A 24,855-nucleotide genomic window follows, 5' to 3' on the forward strand; every position below is an offset into this window, starting at 1 on the left:
CACCATGCGATAAAGGAGGAAGTACCCCATGGCAGAAAAGGAAACTTTTTATATCACTACGCCCATCTATTATCCAAGTGGCAAACTGCACATTGGCAATTCTTATACAACGATTGCATGTGATGCTGTTGCACGTTATAAACGTTTGATGGGCTTTGATGTGTTTTATCTAACTGGGGTAGATGAACACGGACAGAAAATCGAGAAAAAAGCAGAAGAATTAGGCGTAGAGCCACAGGAATATGTAGACAAAATGGCTGCAGATGTCAAAAAACTATGGAAAACATTAGATATCAGCTACGATAAATTCATTCGCACAACTGATGATTATCATAAAGCAGCAGTTCAAAAAATCTTTGATCGTTTGCTTGAACAAGGCGATATTTACTTAGGTGAATATGAAGGTTGGTATTCTGTCTCTGATGAGGAATTCTTTACAGAAACTCAACTTGCAGAAGTATACAAAGATGAAGACGGCAAAGTGATCGGCGGGAAAGCGCCAAGTGGTCATGAAGTTGAGCTAGTCAAGGAAGAGTCTTATTTCTTCCGTATGAGTAAGTATGCAGATCGCTTGTTAGAGTACTACGAAGAACACCCAGAGTTTATCCAACCTGAATCACGTAAAAATGAGATGATCAATAACTTCATCAAACCAGGTTTAGAAGATCTAGCAGTTTCACGGACGACATTCAGCTGGGGAATCAATGTTAAAAATGATCCGAAACATGTAGTGTATGTCTGGATCGATGCGTTGTCGAACTACATCACCGCACTGGGCTACGGTTCAGAAGACGATCAATTATTCCAGAAATATTGGCCCGCAGATGTCCATATGGTTGGAAAAGAAATCGTTCGGTTCCATACGATCTATTGGCCGATCATGTTGATGGCATTAGATATCCCATTGCCAAAGAAAGTCTTTGGACATGGCTGGTTGTTGATGAAAGACGGCAAGATGTCTAAATCGAAAGGCAATGTCGTTTATCCAGAAATGCTCGTAGAACGCTATGGCTTAGATGCTTTGCGTTATTACTTATTGCGTGCAGTACCATTTGGTTCAGATGGCGTATTTACACCAGAAGACTTTGTGTCACGTGTGAACTACGATTTGGCGAATGACTTAGGGAATCTTTTGAATCGAACGATTGCAATGATCAATAAATATTGTGATGGCATGGTTCCTGACTATGCGTCATTAGTGACACCGTTTGACAGTGAGTTATCAACAACTGCTGCGAATGTGGTTGGTCGTTATCATGACGCAATGGAAAAAATGGAATTCAACACTGCTTTAGCCGAAATCTGGGTATTGATTTCTCGTGCCAACAAATATATCGATGAAACAGAACCTTGGGTCTTAGCAAAAGACGAAGAGAAGAAAAAAGAGTTAGAGAGCGTGATGATCCACTTAGCTGAATCGTTACGTATCACTGCGATCCTCTTACAACCGATCATGACAGAAACACCAACTAAAATCTTCAATCAATTAGGGTTGGATGCCGAGACGATGAACCTTGAAGGATTACACTTCGGTGAATTCCCATCTGGGACAAAAGTCGTTGCAAAAGGTACACCGATTTTCCCACGCTTAGAGCTGGAAGAAGAAATTGCGTATATCCAAGCAAAAATGTCAGAAGGTACTCAAACAAATGAGGACTCTGTCAAATGGGACCCAGAAGAAACAGAGCTTGTTTCGACTAAAGAAAAACAAATCAAATTCGATGTATTTGAAAAAGTCGAATTAAAAGTAGCAGAAGTCATCAATTGCCAAAAAGTCGAAGGGGCAGATAAATTATTGCAATTCCGTCTAGATGCAGGAGATGACCAAGACCGTCAAATCTTATCCGGTATTGCCGAATTTTATCCTGATCCAAGTGAATTGATCGGCAAAAAATTAGTGATCGTTGCTAACTTGAAACCACGCAAAATGCGCGGGCTGATCAGTCAAGGAATGATTCTTTCAGCAGAAGCAGCTGATGGTTCATTACAAGTGATCGAAGCACCAAAAGGTATGCCAAACGGTTCTGAAGTTGGCTAATCAATGACTGTTAAGAACTATTCTAAGCAAATAAGCTTAGAATAGTTCTTTTTTGATAACCTTACTTTTCATGGCTCTATAAAAATAAAACTAACGAGGTTGTGCGAACACCGTTTATTTGTTTTTAGGGGGTACGAAAGGACGAATCTCCTCGGCTTTTTTATAACTTTGATTGAGTGACAAATTTTTTGGAACTGCAGTATTAAACCATTCATTCATGTTACAATAAGAAAGAAAAGTGAGTAAGTAAACGATCCAAGCCGAATGAGCAGGTCATTGGCTTAGTTAGCGCTTGATAAGAAATAGGATAACTATGCTATCTATTGGAAGGAGACGAAAGATGAATGTGGCTGAGTTAGATTTAGTTACCCGATTTGTACTGGAAAAAAAAGCAAATCTGCATGGCGGAATTTACCATTTGACTCAAGTAGAAATGGCGTATAACTCCAATCGAATCGAAGGGTCGAGAATTTCTGAGAAGCAAACCGCCTTAATATTTGAAAATAATATTCTCCCTCCTGCTGAAAGTGGCGAGGCAACGAAACTAGATGATATCAAAGAAACAGAAAATCATTTCAAAGGTTTCGATTACGTGATCGATCATATCGAAGAACCGTTATCGAATGATTTTATCAAAGAACTACATCGAATTTTGAAACGAGGAACAACTGATGAAAACAATCCGCTAACACCTGTCGGAGAATTTAAACTTGTTCAAAATATGATTGGTTTTGGTTATGATGAGGTTGAAACCATAGCACCCGAGGAAGTAACTGAAAAAATGACGGAATTACTTGCTCACTATGAGAACTCAAAAAAACAAAGCTTAGTTGAAATTGCATATTTTCATGTGAAATATGAACGCATCCACCCATTTGCAGATGGCAACGGACGTACGGGACGTTTGATGATGTTCAAAGAATGCTTGAGGCACAATATCATGCCTTTCGTGATCAAAGTTGTCCATCGTGAGTTCTACTACAGAGGTTTAAGTAATTGGGGAACCGAGAATGGTTATTTACTTGATACTTTAGGTATGAGTCAAGATATGTATGAACAGTTTTTAAAAAAAATGAAATTCACAGGATCGGTTCATCAATAAAATAGCTTTATAGATATATTGAAAAAGTCGAGCGATGATAATCATCGTCCGACTTTTTTTAGTTTTAGCCGTTGTTTGACTTTCGTTGGCAATAATGCTGCGACGATTGAAAATGGAATACATAGAATATACCAAGCAATCAGGCGGCTATTGCCGTAACGTACATAAATCTTGGTCAATAGCGAGTGAAGGATCACCAGCCCTAGGAGCAAGCTGATCGCAAAGAACCATCTTGTATCCCAATCAGTCAAGTGGCGCAAGGCGTTCATGGTTAAAGGATAGCCGTAGAAAAAAATCCCGACCATCGTGACGCGCCAATTTTTGACGATCGTTTGAACATTCAATAGTAAAAAGATGACCGATAGTAAAAAAGCAATGGGCGGAAACAAGCCGACGAGAAAGGAATAGACGATTCCCCACAACAACATCCCAGGCCCTTTGATCAAGGCGGCAATGAGAAGAAAACTAGCCATCAATAGCAATTGCTGTGTCAATGTCGCAATTGTTAGCCAGCCAAATAAAATCAACAATAACCAATGTAGCTTGGATTGTTTTTGTTCTTTTTGTGGAAAGAAAGTAGTACCTTTATCTTTTAGATAAGATGCTAGTTTTGGATCGATCGATTGAAAATCCATAGGGTACCTCCTGACATTTCAAGTAGCTTCATTCTATAAGAAGTAAGACAAGAATACATCCGTCTTTAGAGGGATATTTTCACTACAAATTTCTGAAAAGAATGGTAAAATGAAAAGTTCTCGGTTATACTGAAAAAAATAAAAAAGAAATACGAAATGAGGAAGAGGATGAAGGGGAAATTAAAACGCGAGATCAATTTGTTTGGTGCATTATCCACAGTAATGGGAACTGTGATCGGCGCCGGCGTCTTTTTTAAAACAGCAGCGGTAGTGGCAAGTACACAATCAACAAGTTTGACGTTACTCGCGTGGTTGTTAGGGGGATTCTTAACGATCTGTGCGGGGCTAACAGTCGCTGAATTAGCCACTGCCATTCCTGAAACAGGTGGAGCTGTCAAGTATATTGAAGCAGCTTACGGTAAGTTACCAAGTTTTTTGTTAGGCTGGGCACAAAGTTTGATTTACTTTCCAGCCAACATTGCGGCATTATCGATCATCTTTGCAACACAGCTGATCAATCTCTTACAGCTATCTCCTGATTATTTATTGGTGATTGCTATTATTACAGCACTTTCTATCACTGGATTGAATCTGTTAGGGACCAAAGTTGGTGCGTACGTTCAATCGATTACATTGGTAGTCAAGTTGATCCCAATTGCAGTGATCATTATTTGGGGGCTTCTGACACCCGGACAGGGTACTGTTCAATTATTTCCAGTAGAAGCCGGACAAGGTGTTTCATGGGCAGAAGGACTTAGTGGTGCTTTGTTGGCGACACTATTCGCTTACGATGGCTGGTTAGGTGTCGGAGCCATGGCTGGAGAAATGAAACGTCCAGAAAAGGATCTACCAAAAGCGATTATTTTAGGATTGAGTTTTGTGACATTCGTTTATCTATTGATCAACTTCGTCTTTTTAAAAACATTACCGATTGATCAAATTGCTGGAAACTTGAATGCTTCATCTGATGCGTCAGCGGTCATCTTCGGTGAACTAGGAGGAAAAATCGTTACGATCGGTATTTTGATCTCTGTCTACGGCGCACTGAATGGTTATACGTTGACTGGGATTCGTGTTCCATATGCAATGGCATTAGAAAATGAGTTGCCGTTCAGTAACCAGTTGACAAAGCTCTCAAAAAAATTCACCGTTCCTTATGTCCCTGCGTTGTTCCAACTAGCGATTGCATGTATCATGATGAGCTTGGGTTCATTTGATTTTCTGACAGATATGTTGATTTTTGTCATGTGGCTATTTAGCTTATTGATTTTTATTGGCGTATTTATTTTAAGAAAGAAAGCCCCAGAGATGCCTCGTCCATACAAAGTACCCCTTTATCCAGTGATACCGATCATTGCGATTTTAGGAGCCATCTTTATTTTAGGGATGACACTGATCACACAAACGAATTTGGCATTGATCGGAATCTTAGTCACATTGTTAGGTGTACCTGTGTTTTACTACAAAAAAAGACAAACTGAAAGTAACTAACTGATAATGAAAAGACAAGAAGTGAATCAAGTCATTTCTTGTCTTTCTTTGTACGATATCTCATGTTTTTTAGTCTTTGAGACTTCTTTAACGCCTGCTTATATGCTAAAGTAATGAATGAAAAGGAGAGATAAAGATGATATTTGATTCTCATACTCATTTGAACGCGGAACAATTCAATGATGATATTCCTGAAACGATCCAGCGTGCAGAAGAACTAGGTGTGACTAAAATGGCCGTTGTAGGCTTTGATACACCAACGATCGAAAAGTCCTTGATGCTTAGTCAAGATTACCCAAACATTTATAGCATCATCGGCTGGCATCCTACAGAAGCTGGTAGCTATACGAAAGAAATCGAAAACAAACTACAAGAACAACTGACTTTACCAAAAGTGGTTGCTTTAGGTGAAATCGGACTGGATTATTATTGGATGGAAGATCCCAAAGAAGTCCAAGATAAAATCTTTAGAAGACAGATCGCCATCGCAAAAGAAATGCGTCTACCGATCAGTATCCATACGAGAGATGCCTTGGAAGACACTTATAAGGTGTTAAAAGAAGAAGACATTCGTGATATTGGCGGAATCATGCATAGCTTTAGTGGTGATTATGAATGGGCACAACGTTTCCTTGATTTAGGGATGCACATTTCTTTTAGTGGTGTCGTGACATTCAAAAAGGCGTTAGATGTGCAAGAAGCAGCGACAAACGTCCCAATGGATCGTCTATTAGTGGAAACGGATGCTCCTTATTTAGCGCCAGTGCCCTATCGAGGAAAAAGAAATGAACCAGGGTATACTCGTTACACAGTCGAAAAGATCGCTGAACTTCGTCAACTACCAATGGAAGAAGTTGCGGCACAAACATGGAAAAACGCCCATCATTTATTTGGATTATCAGAGCATGACTAAGTTAAAGATCCAAGAAATCATTGTTGTCGAAGGGAAAGACGATACGAGAAGGCTACAAGAAGTGGTTGAAGCCGATACGATAGAAACGATTGGTTCAGCGATCAATGAAGAAATCTTGATGCAGATCGAACATGCACAGGAAACTAGGGGAATCATTATTTTTACGGACCCAGATTTCTCAGGTGAGAAGATCCGTAAAACGATCATGGAAGTGGTACCACAAGCAAAACATGCATTTTTGCCAAGGAACCAAGCCGTACCGAAAAAAAAGGGAAGCTTAGGGGTCGAACATGCGAGTGATGAAGCGATATTAGAAGCGTTGAAAAAGGTCGTTACGCCAGTCGATGATGAGACCCAAGTACCGGAGATCACTAGACAAATGCTGGTTGCATATGGATTGATTGCCGGAGCACATGCAAAAGAAAAACGTGAGATGCTAGGTGATGAATTACGCATCGGCTATACGAACGGAAAACAATTGGAAAAACGATTGAACATGTTCCGAATTACGTTAACTGAGTTTAAGCAGGCAATGAAAAAAGTGGAGGATCATTATGAGTGAATATCGGGATATTGCAACACCCACTAGAACAAAAGAAATTTTATTGAAGCACGGCTTCTCTTTTAAGAAGAGCTTAGGACAAAACTTTTTGACAGAGCCGAATATCCTTCGGAAAATCATTGAAACTGGTCAAATCGGTCAGCAGACTAATGTGATCGAAGTAGGGCCAGGAATTGGTGCATTAACAGAGCAAATCGCGCGTCATGCCAAACAAGTAGTCGCATTTGAAATCGACGATCGATTGATTCCTGTCTTGGCAGATACCCTTTCACCTTATCCGAATGTCACAGTCATCCACCAAGATATTTTGAAAACTGATTTAGCAGAGGCAGTCAATACTCAATTCAATGAGCGGTTACCATTGAAAGTGGTGGCTAATTTGCCTTATTATATTACGACACCGATCATGATGCACTTTCTTGAATCAGACGTAGTGGTTGACGAAATGATCGTGATGATGCAAAAAGAAGTCGCTGATCGCATCTCAGCAAAACCGGGAACAAAAGCATATGGTTCTTTATCGATCGCTGTGCAATACTATATGGAAGCAAGTTTGGCGTTTATTGTGCCAAAAACAGTATTTGTGCCACAACCAAACGTGGATTCAGCAATCTTGAAATTGACAAGACGCGCAATACCAGCAGTTTCCGTAACGGATGAAAAAGCCTTTTTCCGTCTGACAAAGGCTGCGTTTCAACAGCGTAGAAAAACTTTATGGAATAATTTGCAACATGCCTATGGGAAAGACGAAGAAACTAAAAGTTGGTTAACCGCAAGTCTAACAGAGGCAGGAATCGATCCGAAAAGACGAGGAGAAACACTTTCTTTAGAAGAATTTGCTGCTTTGAGCAATGCTATGGAACATCTAAAAAAATAAAATGAGGAATAGAAGGCTGAAAAAGTCTTTTCGCTCTAGGTCTGAAGGCATCACTTGAGAAAACCATTTTGGGTATTCTTCAAGTGATGCCTGACTATTTTAGGAAACAAGATCCCAAATCAAATTCTTGGATTTTAAAGAGGGTGGTATTTCAGGCGCCTTGTTCCTCTTGATGTGTCTTGACACATTAGAAAGTTAGCGGTACAATAGGTCAAAACAAATGTGTCAAGACACATCAAGGGAGTAAAAAAATGAAAACAAATTCTGTAAGAAAATTGACAATTTCCGCTTTATTGATCGGGATGGGCGTTCTTATTCCGATGATCATGCCTAAGATCGTAATTCCGCCTGCTTCATTTACACTAGCTTCACATGTGCCATTATTTATCGCAATGTTTTTTTCACCCGGTGTAGCTGTGGCAGTGGCGCTAGGTACAACATTTGGTTTCTTCTTGACGACACCTGTGATTATTGCGCTTCGTGCATTGTCTCATTTGGTATTCGCTCTAATCGGTGCATGGTATTTACAAAAAAAACCAGGGATCGTCTTAAAAGACGGGCAATTCACATTAATGAACTGGCGTTTTCAAGGGTTTAACTTATTGATCGGCGTGATCCACTCGATCATCGAAATGCTAGTGGTGAGTGTGTTCTTCTTCATTGGGAATATGCCGGAAACATACTATGCAGAAGGCTACTTCTATACCGTATTCATCTTGATGGGGATCGGTGGCTTGATCCATAGTTTGGTGGATTACAATATCGCTTACTTCATTGCCGGAACATTGAGTAAATTCTTTGATGTCCCAGTTTTCACTGCTGCCAAGAAACAGCAAAAGAAAGAGATCGTGCAAGGAACGATCAAAAAAGTCGTTTAGCAATGCCACAGATAAAGACTGAAAAATAACCAAAAAAAGACCCACGATCGAACGATCGTTGGGTCTTTTACGTATCATCAAGTTCTGTTTCGTTTATGGGATCGTGATGACATCTTCTGTATCTTTATCAAAGAAATGGCCTTTATTGATATTGAAGGCAAGGTCGATCATTTCTCCTGGTTTATGGAAGTCACGCGCGTCAACTTTTGAAATGAACTCAGTTGTTCCAGTGCGAGTATAAAGCATGGTTTCTGCGCCTAGTAATTCTGAAACAACGACTTCTGAATTGACAACAGTTTCTGGTGAGGCATCCAAGACAACTTGTTCACTGTGGATATCTTCAGGACGAATACCAAAGACAAGTTCTTTGCCTTCATAACCTTTTTCAACTAGTACTTTATTTTTACCTTCAGGGATTCTCAATTTTAGTCCATGACCATCTGAGATAACGCCTTGGCTTAATTTTACGTTGAAAAAGTTCATGGCAGGCGAACCAATGAAACCAGCAACGAACATGTTGACTGGTGTGTCATAAACTTCTTTCGGTGAACCGATTTGTTGGATAAATCCATCTTTCATGATGACGATACGGTCTGCCATCGTCATCGCTTCTGTTTGGTCATGGGTAACGTAAATGGTTGTTGTTTCTAAGCGTTGATGCAACTTCGCGATCTCGGCACGCATGGCTACACGTAGTTTGGCATCCAAGTTTGACAATGGCTCATCCATCAAGAAGACTTTCGCATCACGTACGATGGCACGACCTAAAGCCACACGCTGACGTTGCCCCCCAGAAAGAGCAGCAGGTTTACGTTTTAAGTATTCAGTCAAACCAAGGATCTCTGCAGCATTTTCTACACGTTGTTGGATGTCTGCTTTATCGTATTTACGCAATTTCAAACCAAACGCCATGTTGTCAAATACCGTCATGTGAGGGTATAAGGCATAGTTTTGGAATACCATCGCGATATCACGGTCTTTAGGAGCAACATCGTTCATTACTTTGCCTCCGATATTCAATTCTCCTTCGGAAATATCTTCAAGACCAGCGATCATTCGTAGAGTTGTTGATTTCCCACAACCGGAAGGACCAACGAATACGATAAATTCGCGATCTTTGATTGCCAAGTTAAAGTCAGTAACAGAATAGTTTTCTGCATTATCATATTTCTTGTATACATTTTTCAGAGCCATTTCTACCATCGTACAAACCACGCTTTCTTTTTTTCTTTTATTTGATGTGTTTAGTATAGTTGAAAGCGCTATCTATATTCAATGTCACAATGAACAAGAATTCGTAGGAACTTTCGTCAATGTGTACAAAATAATTGGAAAGTGCGTGAGATTACTAAATCTGCCACCTATAAAATAGAATAAATGATGTTCATGAAACAGATCCTTCAACAATGAGAGCAAACTCCAGCAATATGGCAATCTATTTTTTTGTTTTTACTGCTCGAGTTATCAAAGATTTACCGTGTATTCACTATCTTAGAGCGTATAATACTTTGTAGATATTAAGAGATATAAAAAAGGAGGCAACCAAGAAAACAAAATTTGATTTTCATGTTAAATTAAGTTAAACTCGATTTAACATAAGCTGGGAGATGATAATAATGGAAACGACTGTTAGAAAGATTGGAAATTCTGTAGGAGCGATTTTTCCCAAAGATATTTCTCCAGAAGTTGGAAAAATATATACGATTATTAAAATAGGTGAAACATATGTATTAAAGCCCAAAAAAGAAGATATTTTTAAGACTCCAGAGGCATGGGCAGGCTTTAGAGATTCAATCACCCAAGAAGATAAAGAGTGGGATGAGATGAACCTTGAGGGGGAGGAACTATAAATGGATTATCCAAAGCAAAAAGATATTGTATGGCTGGATTTTGATCCAGCTAGAGGAAAGGAAATAAAGAAGCGAAGACCAGGTTTGGTAGTAAGTAAGAATAACTTCAACCAATACACTGGTTTTTGTTTGATTTGCCCAATCACATCAACTGAAAGAAAATTTGATACATATATTAAGATTAAAGAACCACAAATCATTTCTGGACAAGTTGTTACACATCAATTGCGTTCAATTGACTACACCGCTAGAAACATAATAAAAATTGAACAATGTGATATTCTCACATGGGTGGATGTACTAGAAGTCCTTGATATGTTTTTATAGAAATTTGAAAAATATCAAACCACAAAGAAATTTGGTACACTGGTAAAAAAGGAGTGAGGACGGATGAAGATAGCATTGATTGCACATGATCGCAAAAAAGAATTGATGATAAAATTTACCACTGCTTACAAAACGATACTGGAACAACATGAACTATTCGCGACAGGGACGACCGGACAAAAGATTGCAGAAGCCACAGGATTATTGGTCCATCGGTTCAATTCAGGACCTTTAGGCGGTGACCAACAAATTGGCGCGATGATCTCAGAAGATGAATTGGATCTAGTGATTTTCCTGCGTGATCCTTTAGCAGCTCAACCTCATGAACCTGATGTCACTGCGTTGATCCGCTTGGCTGATGTATATGATATTCCTTTAGCAACGAATATCGGTACCGCAGAAGTTTTATTACGAGGGCTTGAAGCCGGATTTTTGGAGTTCCGACAAGTGATCCATGAAGAAGGAAGTAAGATCCCTTTTCCTAATAAGATTTAAAATTCGGATTTTATGAGGATAGAGACAGTTGATCAAGGCGAATGTCTGCCATGTTACGAACTTAGGAATCGTTTTCGTTTAGAACATTAGGTTTTTTTATTTACAGTTCTTCCTTTTCTATGCTATAGTTTGTCTGGGATAAGTTCCCACTATTAACAGAGTAGAAAATAAAGCGTTAAGTGCTTAGAGGATGGGATGTTGCCTCTAGGACGAAGGACGTAAGTTCGCGGTTTTATTTTCGCATTCGCTGCATGAAACATGTAGCAGCTCTTAAAGGAGATGCTAGAAATGAAGAAAAATCGTTTAGATGCTCGTATGATTACGATCATGGGACTGCTGATCGCATTGATGGTCACGTTGTCTCGCTTAGTTTCATTTGAAACACCATTACTCAAAATCAGTGTAACGTTCATTCCCCAAGTAATCATGGGTATTTTATTTGGCCCATTTTGGACAGGGGTCGGTTCTGTGTTAGCTGATGTGGTGGGTATGGCATTATTTCCTAAATCTGTCTTTTTCATTGGCTTCACGTTGAATGCTTTTATTGAAGGAGCGATTTATGGGTTCTTTTTCCATCGCAAAGAGATCACTTGGAAAAATGCAATCTTAGCCACGCTCAGTGTGACAGTGTTCGTTAGCTTGATCCTGACACCATTATGGTTGGTCATCATGTATCAAGTACCGATGAACTGGGTATTCTGGGGACCACGTTTATTAAAAGCCATTATCTGGTTGCCGATCCAATCGACGATGATCTACGTGATTGGGCGCGCCATGCCATATAAAAGAATTTTGCGGAGTTTAACGACGCATACAAAATAAAAAACAAGCAGTCTTCCCATCCCAGAAGACTGCTTGTTTTTTGCATAGATCAGAAAAATCATCTGATTCGATGTTCACTATTTTTCAACCGATCCAGTAAATTGCGCTTGATAAAGTTGACGATAGCTACCATCTTCGATTTTCAATAATTCATCATGTGTTCCTATCTCAACGATTGCCCCTTGATCCATCACGAGGATCTGATCGGCATTTTTGATCGTGGACAAGCGATGGGCAATCACAAAACTAGTTTTTCCTTCCATCATTTTTAGGAAGGCATTTTGGATTTTCTTCTCTGTCAATGTATCCACTGAACTTGTTGCTTCATCAAGTATCAACATGGGTGGATTACTGATCATCGTACGAGCGATCGTCAGTAATTGACGCTGCCCATCGGAGATTTTTAATCCCTGTCCACCAATGCGTGTATCTAGTTTTTGTGGCAAGCGTTGGACAAATTCATACATATAGGCTGATTTTAGGGCCTCATTGATTTCTTCATCACTGGCATCTGGCTTCCCGTAACGTAAGTTTTCTCGTAGCGTACTGTCGAATAACCAAGTATCTTGTAAAACCATCCCAAAGCTTTTACGTAAGGAATCACGGGCGATTTGGGTAATATCATAATCGTCGATCGTGATCGTCCCAGAATTGACATCGTAAAACCGCATCAATAAATTCACTAATGTGGATTTACCAGCTCCTGTTTTACCAACGATTGCCACTGTTTGACCTGGTTTGGCAACAAAGCTGAAATTCTCGATCAACCGTTGTTGTGGCTCATAAGAGAAAGAAACATGTTTAAAAGCGACCTCGCCTTTGATCGTTTGAGGCTCAAGTTGATACGCAAAAGGTTCATCTGGCGTTTCTTCCGGTTGGTCGATCAATTCAAATGCTCGTTCTAAACCAGAAAATGCTGTTTGGATCTGTGTCGTGATCCCTGATAATTCAATAAAAGGTTTTGAAAACTGACTTGAATAGATCGTAAAGCTTGAAATGATCCCGACAGTAATCGTTGAATCACTTCGTAAGGCAAGTAAACCACCAATCAAACCAATGGAGAGATAGGCTAAGTGATCGACAAAACGAGAAGATGGGTTCGTTAATGAAGAAGAGAATTGCGCGCGCTGCCCTTTCTCATATAAGTCAGCATTCAATGCGCTGAATTGCTGTTGATTGACTTCTTCTTGTTGGAACGCTTTGATGATTTTTTGATTACCGATACGTTCCGTAACGAATCCTGAAATGTTCCCAATGATTTTTTGTTGGTTATCAAAATCATTTTGAGAAGCCCGTGCGACTAACCAGCTGACTAAGAAAATGATTGGTGTCGAACAAATGACGACAAGTGTCAATAACGGACTCAAGTTGAGCATGAAGATCAGTGAGAGGATAATGATCGCTACCCCAGAAAATAATTGATTGAACGCCGCTGATATCGCGATGGAGATATTGTCCATGTCATTTGTGAAACGGCTGACGATATTCCCATGTGAATTTTGATCATAGTATCTTAAAGGTAAAAGATTCAAACGAGCAAAGGCATCTTTTCGTAGATTCGCAACGGAGAGGTAAGCCAATCGGTTACTTAATACTTGGATCAGCCATTGACTGATGACATTAAGTAAAACGATCCCGCCAAACATCACCAGAAGTTGGACTAATCGAGTAAAGTTGACTTGTCCCACACCAACCATTTGATCGATACTTTGACCGATTTGTAAGGTCATTACGACGGTAGCAACACCATTGACGATTCCCAACAAGACAGCTAACCAAATTTCACGTGGATGGGCCGTCAGATAAGGAACAAAACGTTTGAGCGTTTGCCAAGATAGTTTTTTTGTTTTCATTTTATTCCTCCTCCTGTGATGCCACGATTTCACGATACTCAGAAGATTGACTAAGCAATGTATCGTGCGTACCCTGGGCTACGATTTTTCCTTGATCCATGACGAGGATATGCTCTGCTTGTTGAATCGAACGGATGCGTTGAGAAATAATGATGACCGTTGTGTTGAGGGAAGTTTGTAGTGCTTGGCGTAAGTTTAGATCCGTTTGATAATCAAGGGCACTCAAGGAGTCATCTAAGATCAATAAGGCGGGTTTGGCGATCAATGCACGAGCAATCGTCAACCGTTGTTTTTGTCCTCCGGAAAAGTTTTTCCCATTCTCCATGACTCTTGTGTCTAAACCTTTGGGTAATTGGCGAACAAAATCCTCCGCTTGGGCAATTGCCAAAGCTTCCCAACACTCTGCGTCTGTCGCGTCAGGTTTTCCCCACTGAAGATTTTCCCGAATGGTACCGGTGAATAAGACAGCCGTTTGTGGTACTTGCGAAATCTGACTTCGTAATGTATCTAAGGGCCAGTCACGAACGTCTTGTTCATCAAATAGCACAGAGCCTTCACTAACATCATAAAAACGTGGGATCAATTGTGTCAATGTCGTCTTCCCACTTCCGGTCGGACCAATGATCCCTAAGACAGTTTGGCGTTTCAAAGTGAAATTGATTCCTTGTAATGACAGACCAGATTCTGGCGTATAACGAAAATCTACGTTTTTAAATTGTAGAATTGTTTCAGAATCCATGACTGGTTCACTAGGAGTCTCAGCATCTGTAATGGTATTTTCGGTATCTAAGACTTCTTTGACCCGCCGAGCAGAAGCTTCTGCACGAGTAAAAATCACGACAAGATTGGAAACGACGATCAAGGCTAATAACATTTGGTTCATGTAATTGATCAATGCTAAAACTTGTCCTTGTTGTAAGGAACCGATATTTACCTTGACCCCGCCGACAGTCAATAGACAAATGATTCCGACATTCATGATCAATGTCGTTGCCGGAGAGAGCAAAGCGGAGATATTGGAAACACGTAAATAATTTTTTGCTAAGACATCTGTGTTTTCATCAAATGTTTCGATTTCTTTATTGGTACGTGAAAATGCTCGGATCACACGAACCCCGCTTAAGTTTTGGCTAACAGTCTCGTTTAGACCATCCAACTTTTCTTGGACTTTTTGATAGAGGGGGATCGTCTTACGGATAATAAAGTATAAAATGATTGAAAAAATTGGTAATAAAGCTAAGAAGAATAGCCCGACTTGCCAGTCGATCACAAACGCCATCACTACTGATCCAATACTTAAAAAAGGTGCTCGGATCAATAAACGGATAACCATTGCGAGTGCAAGTTGTAGCTGATTGATATCATTGGTCATCCGCGTGATCAATGTATCCGTCCCAAAATGATTTAATTCACTATGGGAGAAAGAGTTGATTTTTTTGATGAGTTGATTTCTAAGTTCTGTTCCAAACCCTTGAGAGGCAATGGATGAATAATATTGACAAATAATGGCACAGATCAATCCGATCACCGACATCGCGATCATCCAGATACCCATATTGATGATCACTTCACGATTGTTCATTTTTAGCCCATTATCGATCAGCGAAGCCATCAGTAAAGGTAAAATCAATTCAAAGACTGCTTCTAAAAATTTAAATACAGGACCTAGGATGATTTGTTTTCGATAGTCTTTCGCATAGCGCAATAACTGAATCATAAAAATTTCCTCCTAAAAACAAGTTACCCAATATTGTTCGAACGTCTATCGGCAAAAAACAACCGATTTATGATAAATAGATATCCTTAAAGCAACAAAAATATCTTGCAGCGAGAAATCTAACGATGATATAACTAGGTACTCTCATATTGTAGCTTATGAAATTTAGAATGAAAAGAGAACAAGCCTTTTCATAATCCGCACATTTTAGTAAAACTTAAGAAATCACACCATAACGCTTAACGCGTTGTCGCTCTTGCAACGCCTATAATTGAATAAACCATAGAAAAAAATAATTACAAAAAAGCACCATCTACAAAAAATTGACGAACAACTCTCGTAGATGGTGACTTATTTCCGTGGCTAAAGATTCCTGCCTCGGTCTCTTTCGGTCATTAATAATTTTTTTTTTGTAAGTCAGCTAAAACTGTTTCACCTTTAACATCGACATCAATGACATTATAGAACCCATTTTTAGTATCAGCGACATCCCAAACAGCTAAGATCACATGATAACCTAATCGGTCATTGGGAATGTTGATCGAATGTGTCGGATTAGTAGAAGCTAGTTGTCCATCATTGCCTACTTCACCAATGAATTCCAAGTCGTCTCTTGTCAACGCATCATTTTGATCCCAACCGGCTTTCGTCATGTAGTAATGCCATTTCGTTGTTGCATGGTTGGCAGTGAATGTCCAAGTAAAATCATTTGCACCAGCTGTCAGTTGTTGTTTTGTCCACAATGAGGCTGTTTGTTGATCCAATAAGAAATCACCTACCGTACCATTTGCAGAAGCGATTTGACCATCTTCAGGTCCTGCAGCTGGGAATCCTTTTGGTGCTTCAAGGGATTGTGGCTCATTGATAACAGCTCCGTATTTTTTGAATGCAGCATTCCAGTTTGTATTTTTGTCAAGGCTTCCTTGGTAGCCACGACTTGCTGGTTCAGAAACATAACCATGAGCAGCAACATCAACAGAAGTAAGCGTGCTTGCTCCGATACCTGCCAAAATGAATCCTAAACCAATTAATGTACTCTTTTTCATAATAATTCCTCCGATATTTTTACTTTGTGTAATGTACGATTGTTATCATAACTGATATATTTTTAATCTGAAAATTATGTATGTTATTGCAACAAAAAAATTTCGTTCATCGCGAGTGTTATTAGAAATTATACTATTTAGTCATTTTTTAGGTGAAACGCAAATGTTCGCTGGAGAAAGAACTGCCACTGAAGGAGTCGCGTTTGCACAGTATAGAAAGGGGAGACATGGGGATAAAACAAGTAACAAAAGAATTTATTGAGAGGAAATGTAGAGAACGAATCAGAAAATGAAGGAAGCAACGTTATGCACCTACACAGGCAGTAGGCTGGTGCGCCCTTGTAGGTGGTCCATATGACTGGCCAGGATTTGTTGACTTTAGTAATCGGTGCCCCTGAAAGGAATACACGAAGACGCATTTCTTCAATGCGTTGCATTTCTGATAGTTCTTTGATCGATAATCGTCTGACTACGAAATGTGCAATGAACTGTTTAGAAACTCTCGTATCAAGCACGCCATTCCAGTGGAACCTATCGAATCAATCGAGAATAAACAGAGAGACTTAAAAACCGTGTATCTTCTCATTGGGAGTGAGGAGATACGCGGTTATTTTAGGCAGTATTCACTTGGCGTTGTGGAGAGAGGCGATCGCACGTACTTTTGACAACGACTTTTGTGTGATGATCATTGTTCGGAAAATCACATACTTCAGCGCAAAATTTTTCTTTTAGATTGATCATGTAGTCTTTACTCGTAGAAAGATCTAACCATTCAAAAAACGCAATACCCGTTTCCACTTCTTTTAAAGCTGTTTTTTGTCCATCAGCTAGTTTATCTAAAGCAGTAAACACTTTGTAATGTGCAAGATCGAGTGTTTGTTTGTGTGTCGTCGCGATTTTTTTTAATTGGGCTAGAAATAATTTGCGTAATGTGGTTGATTCACGGTTAAAAGAAAGACGTATGCCGTTCAAAATAAAGTTAGAAAGAAGCTCCGAATAATAGGTATTATCTATGTAGGCTTTCATCTTTGTGACACTATTTTGGAACGAATAGGCAATGTATTCATCATCAAAAATAAATAAACAATTCGAAAAAATAGTCAATTCAAAGTGCCCCCATGTATCAATCTTTTCAAGATACTTCTTTATAACACTGATTTCTTCTTTCATTGATGCGGTAAAAGAGCTACTATACAGATAATTTGAAATCAATTTTCTTTGGGCGTAGATCAAACGATAATAAATGTTTCCTGTTTTTTCAAATTCGTTGAGCAATTCTTGTTCTTGAGCAGATGTAATGGTTTTTGAAGTGATTAAATAATTCGTTAATTTTTGTTTATTAGACAACGAATTACTATTCAATAAAAATTGATATTCTTCAAGTGTGATATTCATCCGATCAAGGTAGTTTACTATTAGTTCAAAGCCGATTTTTGTTCCACGTGATTCAAAAGCTGCTAAGGTTCCTCTTTGTGAGATACCTGAAGTTAGTTGTTCTTGTGTCAATCCACGATCTTTTCTTAATTTTCGAATTAGAGCAGCATGTTCTGTCATGTTCATTTCCTCCAGAAGCTGTTTTTTTGTACATGGTTATAATAGCATAATATAGTTATGTGGATGTTATGTTTTCATATGTGCGCCCTTTTGTTAAAAAAGTGCGATTTTTTTGTTTGGAAAGTTATTTTGTTGCAATACCAAACAAAAAAAATTTTGAAGGATAAAATATGTTTTAATCTCTTCTGTAATACAAATTTAGGAGGGAAAAAAATGAATAAGAAAAGTTTATTATTCTCAGTTGGTCTTTTAGGTTGTTTGTTTGGAGGCGGAACAGATGTGTTTGCAGCAGATGCAGCAGATACGATGCCAGATATCTCAAATCGCCAAGTTTCAGTAGGTTATTATCATAATTGGGTGCCTGAACAAGGTGCTGGTTACCAAGGTGGCCGTCCGGCAGATACTGATTTGGCAAAAGTAAATCCTTTTTATAATGTGATTGCTGTGTCATTCATGAAAGGAGAAGGTATCCCAACATTCAAACCTTACAATATATCAGATACTGAATTTAGACAAAAAGTAGCCACTTTGAATGCTGAAAATCGTGTGGTCATTATTTCACTTGGTGGTGCAGATTCACATATTGAATTACATAAAGGGGAAGAACAAGCCTTTGCCGATGAAATTATCCGTTTGGTTGAAGTTTATGGATTTGATGGCTTAGATATCGATTTAGAACAAACCGCAGTAGATGCAGGCGACAATAAAACAGTAATTCCAGATGCTTTGAAGATTGTCCGTGCGCATTTTGAGAAAGAACAAAAACATTTCATTATCTCCATGGCGCCAGAGTTTCCATATTTAAGAACACAAGGTAAATATGTACCATACATTACTGCTTTAGAACAAGAATATGATTTTATTGCACCACAGTTATACAACCAAGCAGGTGACGGTATAAGTGTTGGAACTGAATGGATCGCTCAAAATAATGACAGCAAAAAATTTGAATTCTTATATGGAATTTCAAAAGCTTTCAACGAAGGAAGCGGTGGGTTTATCCAAATCCCAGCGAATCGCTTAGCTTTAGGTATTCCAGCAAACGTAGATGCAGCAGCAAATGGTTTTGTAAAAGAACCATCAAAAGTTTACGATGTATTCGAACAAATGGAAAAAGATCAAACACCATTAAAAGGTTTGATGACTTGGAGTATCAACTGGGATGAAGGAAGAAACTCAGCTGGTGTCGAGTACAATGAATCATTTGCGAAGTCTTATCAGGATCTATTCCAAGAAAAAACACCTGATACAGAAAAACCATCACAACCAACAAATCTAGCAGGCACAGCAACACATTCAACTGTTGCTTTATCATGGACAAAATCAACAGATGATCGTGGCGTAGCAGGTTATTACATTTATCGTGATGGCGAACAAATTGGTAGAGCAACAAACAATGCTTATACAGACACAAAATTGACTGCCAGCACAGAATACACTTATACAGTGAAAGCATTTGATGCAGCTGGTAACGTTTCAGAAGAAAGTAAAGCATTAGTGATCTCTACATTAGAAGAGCCACCAGCAGACTTAGAAGCTCCATCAGTACCATTGAACATTACGGCTTCATCAATTAGTGACAAGAGTGTTTCTTTATCATGGACACAATCAACAGATAACGTGGGTGTAGTAGGTTACTATGTTTACCGTGATGGTGAGCAAGTAGGAGAAACAGAAACAAATACATTTAGTGACGCAGGATTAACAGCTAATACGGAGTATTCTTATACAGTAAAAGCATTTGACGAAGCGGGCAACATTTCAGAAGAAAGCAAAGCATTAGTTGTGACAACGGCGGATGCACCATCAGCAGAAGCATGGGATGCAGATACAATTTATGATTTAGGTGATATCGTGACACACAAAGGAAACACATATCGTGCAAAATGGTGGACACGAGGCAATGAGCCTGGAACTGAACAATGGGGACCTTGGGAATTGATTGGCTAATCGATCCATACCCGTTTTTATTAATGAAGCAATCGTTGATGCTGAATCAATCAACGAATAAGTGATTTGCTCAGTATTGTTAAGATTTTCGTGCATGTATAACGAGAATCTTAGCAATTGGGCAAACGCATGATAAAAATTCAATTATTTATTTATGTTTGTATAACAGAACATGAAAAAAACATATATTATAACAACTATTATAAAAATTCCAAGTCCTCTTTTTAGAGGGCTTTTTTTATTTTTTAAGAAACATAATTGTTTGGTTATGATATTGCTATGTATAAAAAAATCATCGAGAAAGAATTACGATAAATAGAAGAGATGGATAGAGACAGCTGATTTTTAGAAAAATAAATAAAAAAACGAAAATCGCTTGTTAAACGACGATTTTCGTTTTTTATTCTTGAGGATTTTGTCTATTCTTGAAACTTGCACTTACATTGGTGGAGTAACTGACCACATAAGATGCACCTCCTTTAGTTCGACTGTTGATAAATAGACTATATCATTGGAATAGACCAAAAAACATCTTGTATGGTATTGCAACATTATAATTTCTATTTAAGGTAGATCAAGAAATAAAATGGCTGAATAAAATGTTTCTGGGGCATTTGACCTCTCACACCATCTAAAAAGTAGCCACTTCGAAACACTTATATCTCGACCTCTTCTTAAACAAAAGCTAAAAACAATGAAAATAAGTCCAGTATTTTGTTAATCTATACTATAATAGAAACTAACTATGAATTTTGGAGGAATTTCCATGAAACAAAAAATTGCAGTATTAGGCCCTGGCTCTTGGGGAACTGCTTTAGCTCAAACCTTAGCAGAAAATGGACATGACGTCCGTATCTGGGGGAATGTTCCAGAACAAATCACAGAAATCAATACGTATCATACGAATAAACACTATTTACCTGAGTTACATTTACCAGAATCAATCATCGGTTACACAGAATTGGCTGAAGCTGTCAAAGAGGTAGATGCAGTATTATTTGTCGTACCGACGAAAGCAATCCGTGCTGTAGCACAAGAATTGCTACAACATTTAACGACAAAACCAGTGATCATCCATGCAAGTAAAGGATTAGAACAAGACACGCATAAGCGGATCTCAGAAGTGATTGCTGAAGAAATCCCAGAAGAAAAACGTCAATCCATCGTTGTTTTGTCGGGACCTAGTCATGCAGAGGAAGTGGCAGTCCACGATATCACAACGATTACTGCTGCAAGTGTTGATCAAAAAGCAGCTACTTATGTGCAAGAATTATTTATGAATGATTATTTCCGAATCTATACAAATAATGATGTGATCGGTGTGGAAACAGGTGCAGCATTGAAGAATATCATTGCAATCGGTGCCGGCGCGATCCACGGTCTTGGTTTTGGTGACAATGCGAAAGCGGCGATCATGACAAGAGGATTAGCTGAAATCAGTCGTCTCGGTGTAGCAATGGGCGCGAACCCTTTGACCTTTATTGGATTGAGCGGTGTTGGTGATCTGATCGTCACTTGTACCAGTGTCCATTCACGAAATTGGCGCGCGGGTCATATGTTAGGTGAAGGACAGAAATTAGACCAAATCCTAGAGAATATGGGAATGATCGTGGAGGGTGTATCGACAACAAAAGCGGCGGTTGAACTTGCTGATCAACTAGGTGTAGAAATGCCCATCACTCAAACAATCTATCAGGTCCTTTATCAAGGGAAGGATATCAAACAAGCAGCAAAAGAAATCATGTTGCGTGATGGCAAGATGGAAAACGAATTTCAGTAAATCAACAGAATGGAGTATATAAATACGCATATGGAGAATAAAATCGTAAGAAAAGCAGTCATTCCTGCAGCAGGTCTAGGTACACGTTTTTTACCTGCTACAAAGGCAATGGCAAAAGAAATGTTGCCGATCGTTGATAAACCAACGATCCAATTTATCGTAGAGGAAGCTTTAGCTTCGGGGATCGAAGATATTTTGATCGTTACCGGAAAAGAAAAACGACCGATTGAAGACCATTTTGATTCGAATATCGAATTAGAATTGAATCTACAAGAAAAAAATAAAATCGACTTGCTAAAATTAGTCGAAGAAACAACGAATGTCAATCTCCACTTTATCCGTCAGTCCCATCCTTTAGGACTAGGTCATGCGGTATTACAAGCGAAAACTTTTGTTGGAGATGAACCATTCATCGTTATGCTTGGGGACGATTTGATGGAAGATGAGATTCCACTGACAAAACAATTGATCTTAGATTACGAGAAAACAAAAGGTTCGACTGTAGCAGTCATGAAAGTTCCTCATGAAGACACGTCAAAATATGGGATCATCGATCCAGAAACAAAAGAATCTGAAGGCTTGTATGAAGTGAAACGATTCGTCGAAAAACCAACACCTGAACAAGCTCCGAGTGATTTAGCGATTATTGGACGCTACTTATTGACACCAGAAATTTTTGAATTATTAGAAACACAAAAACCTGGAGCTGGAAATGAGGTTCAATTGACGGATGCAATTGATGAATTAAATAAAAAGCAACCCGTATATGCGAGAGTATTCAAAGGCTCTAGATATGATGTCGGTGATAAATTTGGTTATCTAAAAACAAGTATCGAATACGGTTTAGGTCATCCTGAAATCAGCGAGCAGCTGAAACAATACCTCATTGATCTAAGTCATTCTCTGGACTAAAAACTTAACAATTAGAGAAATAAAATCTTGAGAAAAGAATAGTAAATGAGGTGTATTGCTTACATGGGGATTCTAATCAACATTGCACAAACGTTTCTTGATGGATTGAAATGGTTGATGGAGGGAAATAATTGGCTGTTTTTACTGCCAGTATTATTTATTAGTTTGTTTACGATGTTTTATATGGTCAGAATAAAAGAAACCTTTTTGATTTTTATTTGGTACTTAGCAACAGTGGCGATCGGTAGTTTGATCATCGTTCTTTTGTGGGGAGATCAACAGGCATTTCTTTTTGCGGCAGCTTTTCTTTTGCTGTACCTTTTTGCCTATATCCCGTATCTACTTAAAAGATTTCATGTCGTCAAAAAAGGCAAACATGCGGCTTCTCCGAACCGCTCAAAGGATGTCTCAGAAAGACGGACAAGATCTGACCGCTGATATTTTGATACTTGCACTTGTTTCGCACTTTCCTTACAATAGATGCAGATAGAAATAACTAAAAAAAGGCTCCTTGATAGTTAGCGGCAACTAACTATCAAGGAATGACCAGTCACACGTATACACCCTGACCGATCATTTTGCCATAGTCGATGCAGCGCACCGACCGCATTTATTGTACCTGATTTAAGGAAGATTTTCTACCTTATGAATCTAAAAAGCGGAGGAAGCGGGGCAGTTTATTTACTATGTCAAAACAGATGTATATTCAAGCGAGAAGTTTGTTTAATCCGTTTTAAAGACTTGCTTTTAGCGATACATCGTTCCTATCTTTTACACTGAAGCCGAAGAACATCAAGATGCTGCTACATCAGATCTTTTGCTTGATTGTAATGAATAAGTGGTTAAGGTAAAGATGAGACTGAGCAATTGCTTCGTCTCATCTTTTTGTATTTTTCTTTTTGATAGTTATCTCTATTCTGAAATAGCAGAAGAAGAGGAGAAAAGAATGAGCTTACCCTATTTTGATTATTGTCAAAAACTTGAACAAAAATTAAGGATCGAGGAACCCTTGATGGAACAAGCGGGTCGTTGGATCGCTACACAGATTCATCGAGGAGGATGTTTACATATTTTTGCTAGCCGTACCTTACAAGGCACTGCCTATGAATTTTGGCAACAATGTCCAAAAATCTTGCCAACTCAGTTGATTGAACATCCCGCAGCGGGGATTTATGAGTCGCTGGAAGGAACTGGCCAAGCAATCATTGAACAAATCAATGCGCAACCCGAAGATATTTTTCTTTTCTTATCAAATGAAGGTAGAAATCCTGCAATCATTGAACTGGCGGAATGGGTCAAAGAACAAGGGTATCTATTGATCGTGATCACCGGATTTGACTTATCCCGAAGTATCAAGTCAAGACATAGTAGTGGTTTGCGCTTATATGAATATGCAGATCTAGTATTAGATAACTATGCAACGATAGATGATGCCGTCCTTACGGTTCCTAAATTTGAGCCAGCTATATGTGGTGCAGCTTCCTTAGCAACCTTAATCCTATTACAGCAGATCGTTTATTTTTCAGTGTATTATTTGTTGGAGAGTCACTAAAGCGAGAAGGTTAAGAGTCCGAAAAAGAGACAAGAAAGAATCATGAAGATTCTTTCTTGTCTCTTTATACACGTTGATGAAAGAGTCTTCCCCAAAACTCTTTACACTCCAATTATAGTACATTTGTTATGAATATTGCAATGAAGATACCTAATGAAAATAAAAAGAGAGGAAGAGAGAGGCAGAAATTCAATCAAAAACATCGATTCAAATAGGAAAGGAGCGAGGAAGAAAATGTATAAATATTTGTTAATCGCTAAAAAATCTTTGTTTATACGTAATTAGAAATGAAAATAAATAGTCGGAAATAGCGACATTGTAAAAATAAAAAAAGAATTTTAATCCATTTTTATAGGTACTATGGCTTTGAAACCAGCGTTTTTATTAAAATGTGTCTTGATGATAACTAAAATCAATAGATTATTTTAATTGTTTATTCATGTGGTATAGAACATTTTACTGTATAATCTATTTGCTTATTCATTATTGACAAAAACGTAG

The 24,855-nt window shown here is 38.7% G+C and carries 22 protein-coding genes and 1 riboswitch; of the genes, 16 read left to right on the forward strand and 6 right to left on the reverse strand.

Annotation, left to right across the window (positions count from 1 at the left end; genetic code table 11):
• The first annotated feature begins 28 nt into the window (after positions 1–28).
• The gene (gene metG / locus IGJ99_RS03225; protein ID WP_010736142.1) at positions 29–2,038 is read left to right on the forward strand and encodes a methionine--tRNA ligase; all 2,010 of its coding nucleotides are present in this window, start codon (positions 29–31) and stop codon (positions 2,036–2,038) included.
• Positions 2,039–2,378: 340 nt separating this feature from the next.
• Positions 2,379–3,140 (forward strand): Fic family protein, encoded by a 762-nt coding sequence (locus IGJ99_RS03230; protein WP_438747732.1) that lies wholly within the window; start codon positions 2,379–2,381, stop codon positions 3,138–3,140.
• Positions 3,141–3,181: 41 nt separating this feature from the next.
• On the opposite strand, the gene IGJ99_RS03235 is transcribed toward IGJ99_RS03230, so the two are convergent.
• Positions 3,182–3,775: a hypothetical protein gene (locus IGJ99_RS03235; RefSeq protein WP_023519221.1), complete on the reverse strand. Its 594-nt coding sequence runs from the start codon at positions 3,773–3,775 to the stop codon at positions 3,182–3,184.
• 168 nt (positions 3,776–3,943) lie between these two features.
• On the opposite strand from IGJ99_RS03235, the gene IGJ99_RS03240 reads away from it, so the two are divergent.
• The 5 genes from IGJ99_RS03240 to IGJ99_RS03260 all read left to right on the forward strand — a co-directional run bounded on the left by IGJ99_RS03240 (position 3,944) and on the right by IGJ99_RS03260 (position 8,496).
• Positions 3,944–5,266: an APC family permease gene (locus IGJ99_RS03240; protein ID WP_010736139.1), complete on the forward strand. Its 1,323-nt coding sequence runs from the start codon at positions 3,944–3,946 to the stop codon at positions 5,264–5,266.
• A 136-nt stretch (positions 5,267–5,402) separates the two neighbouring features.
• Positions 5,403–6,179 carry a TatD family hydrolase gene (locus tag IGJ99_RS03245; protein WP_023519222.1) on the forward strand — a complete coding sequence of 259 codons (777 nt, stop codon included), beginning with the start codon at positions 5,403–5,405 and terminating at the stop codon, positions 6,177–6,179.
• Positions 6,172–6,741, forward strand: coding sequence for a ribonuclease M5 (gene rnmV, locus IGJ99_RS03250; protein ID WP_010736137.1), 570 nt, complete (start codon positions 6,172–6,174; stop codon positions 6,739–6,741). Before IGJ99_RS03245 ends, rnmV begins: the two co-directional genes overlap by 8 nt.
• On the forward strand, positions 6,734–7,618 hold the full coding sequence (gene rsmA / locus IGJ99_RS03255) for a 16S rRNA (adenine(1518)-N(6)/adenine(1519)-N(6))-dimethyltransferase RsmA (RefSeq protein ID WP_438747736.1): 885 nt from the start codon (positions 6,734–6,736) through the stop codon (positions 7,616–7,618). The genes rnmV and rsmA overlap by 8 nt, the downstream gene beginning before the upstream one ends.
• 251 nt (positions 7,619–7,869) lie before the next feature.
• Positions 7,870–8,496 (forward strand): hypothetical protein, encoded by a 627-nt coding sequence (locus IGJ99_RS03260; protein ID WP_019722490.1) that lies wholly within the window; start codon positions 7,870–7,872, stop codon positions 8,494–8,496.
• A 93-nt stretch (positions 8,497–8,589) separates the two neighbouring features.
• Here the strand turns inward: IGJ99_RS03260 and IGJ99_RS03265 are convergent, their stop codons facing one another.
• Positions 8,590–9,699 (reverse strand): ABC transporter ATP-binding protein, encoded by a 1,110-nt coding sequence (locus tag IGJ99_RS03265; protein WP_010736134.1) that lies wholly within the window; start codon positions 9,697–9,699, stop codon positions 8,590–8,592.
• Positions 9,700–10,112: 413 nt separating this feature from the next.
• On the opposite strand from IGJ99_RS03265, the gene IGJ99_RS03270 reads away from it, so the two are divergent.
• From IGJ99_RS03270 to IGJ99_RS03285, 4 genes are all read left to right on the forward strand, one after another.
• Entirely contained in the window at positions 10,113–10,346 is a 234-nt protein-coding gene (locus IGJ99_RS03270) for an AbrB/MazE/SpoVT family DNA-binding domain-containing protein (RefSeq protein ID WP_010736133.1), read from the forward strand.
• The gene (locus IGJ99_RS03275; RefSeq protein WP_010736132.1) at positions 10,347–10,673 is read left to right on the forward strand and encodes a type II toxin-antitoxin system PemK/MazF family toxin; all 327 of its coding nucleotides are present in this window, start codon (positions 10,347–10,349) and stop codon (positions 10,671–10,673) included. It abuts the gene before it with no gap.
• A 63-nt stretch (positions 10,674–10,736) separates the two neighbouring features.
• Entirely contained in the window at positions 10,737–11,168 is a 432-nt protein-coding gene (gene mgsA / locus IGJ99_RS03280) for a methylglyoxal synthase (protein ID WP_023519225.1), read from the forward strand.
• 154 nt (positions 11,169–11,322) lie between these two features.
• Positions 11,323–11,420, forward strand: a riboswitch (THF riboswitch).
• Between the two features lie 36 nt (positions 11,421–11,456).
• Positions 11,457–11,990: a folate family ECF transporter S component gene (locus tag IGJ99_RS03285; protein WP_375152120.1), complete on the forward strand. Its 534-nt coding sequence runs from the start codon at positions 11,457–11,459 to the stop codon at positions 11,988–11,990.
• A gap of 77 nt (positions 11,991–12,067) precedes the next feature.
• Here the strand turns inward: IGJ99_RS03285 and IGJ99_RS03290 are convergent, their stop codons facing one another.
• The 4 genes from IGJ99_RS03290 to IGJ99_RS03305 form a co-directional block, all read right to left on the reverse strand.
• Positions 12,068–13,843: an ABC transporter ATP-binding protein gene (locus IGJ99_RS03290; RefSeq protein ID WP_375152121.1), complete on the reverse strand. Its 1,776-nt coding sequence runs from the start codon at positions 13,841–13,843 to the stop codon at positions 12,068–12,070.
• A 1-nt stretch (position 13,844) separates the two neighbouring features.
• Positions 13,845–15,560 carry an ABC transporter ATP-binding protein gene (locus tag IGJ99_RS03295; protein ID WP_375152122.1) on the reverse strand — a complete coding sequence of 572 codons (1,716 nt, stop codon included), beginning with the start codon at positions 15,558–15,560 and terminating at the stop codon, positions 13,845–13,847.
• Between the two features lie 395 nt (positions 15,561–15,955).
• A complete protein-coding gene (locus IGJ99_RS03300) occupies positions 15,956–16,606 on the reverse strand; it encodes a lytic polysaccharide monooxygenase auxiliary activity family 9 protein (protein WP_224434567.1) in 651 nt (216 codons plus the stop codon).
• A 612-nt stretch (positions 16,607–17,218) separates the two neighbouring features.
• Positions 17,219–18,160: a helix-turn-helix domain-containing protein gene (locus tag IGJ99_RS03305; RefSeq protein ID WP_062805586.1), complete on the reverse strand. Its 942-nt coding sequence runs from the start codon at positions 18,158–18,160 to the stop codon at positions 17,219–17,221.
• Positions 18,161–18,373: 213 nt separating this feature from the next.
• Between IGJ99_RS03305 and IGJ99_RS03310 the strand changes: the two genes are divergently transcribed.
• The 5 genes from IGJ99_RS03310 (at position 18,374) to IGJ99_RS03330 (ending at position 24,354) form a co-directional block, all read left to right on the forward strand.
• Positions 18,374–20,110, forward strand: a complete 1,737-nt coding sequence (locus IGJ99_RS03310; protein WP_438770579.1) for a fibronectin type III domain-containing protein — start codon at positions 18,374–18,376, stop codon at positions 20,108–20,110.
• Positions 20,111–20,876: 766 nt separating this feature from the next.
• Positions 20,877–21,890, forward strand: coding sequence for an NAD(P)H-dependent glycerol-3-phosphate dehydrogenase (locus IGJ99_RS03315; protein WP_010736124.1), 1,014 nt, complete (start codon positions 20,877–20,879; stop codon positions 21,888–21,890).
• A 30-nt stretch (positions 21,891–21,920) separates the two neighbouring features.
• A complete protein-coding gene (gene galU, locus IGJ99_RS03320; RefSeq protein WP_010736123.1) occupies positions 21,921–22,802 on the forward strand; it encodes a UTP--glucose-1-phosphate uridylyltransferase GalU in 882 nt (293 codons plus the stop codon).
• Positions 22,803–22,865: 63 nt separating this feature from the next.
• Positions 22,866–23,240, forward strand: coding sequence for a hypothetical protein (locus IGJ99_RS03325; RefSeq protein WP_010736122.1), 375 nt, complete (start codon positions 22,866–22,868; stop codon positions 23,238–23,240).
• Positions 23,241–23,748: 508 nt separating this feature from the next.
• A complete protein-coding gene (locus IGJ99_RS03330) occupies positions 23,749–24,354 on the forward strand; it encodes an SIS domain-containing protein (protein ID WP_010736121.1) in 606 nt (201 codons plus the stop codon).
• Positions 24,355–24,855 lie beyond the last annotated feature (501 nt).

Source organism: Enterococcus sp. AZ095b, from assembly GCF_051714725.1.
In the GTDB taxonomy this organism is placed as follows: Bacteria; Bacillota; Bacilli; order Lactobacillales; family Enterococcaceae; genus Enterococcus_B; species Enterococcus_B pernyi.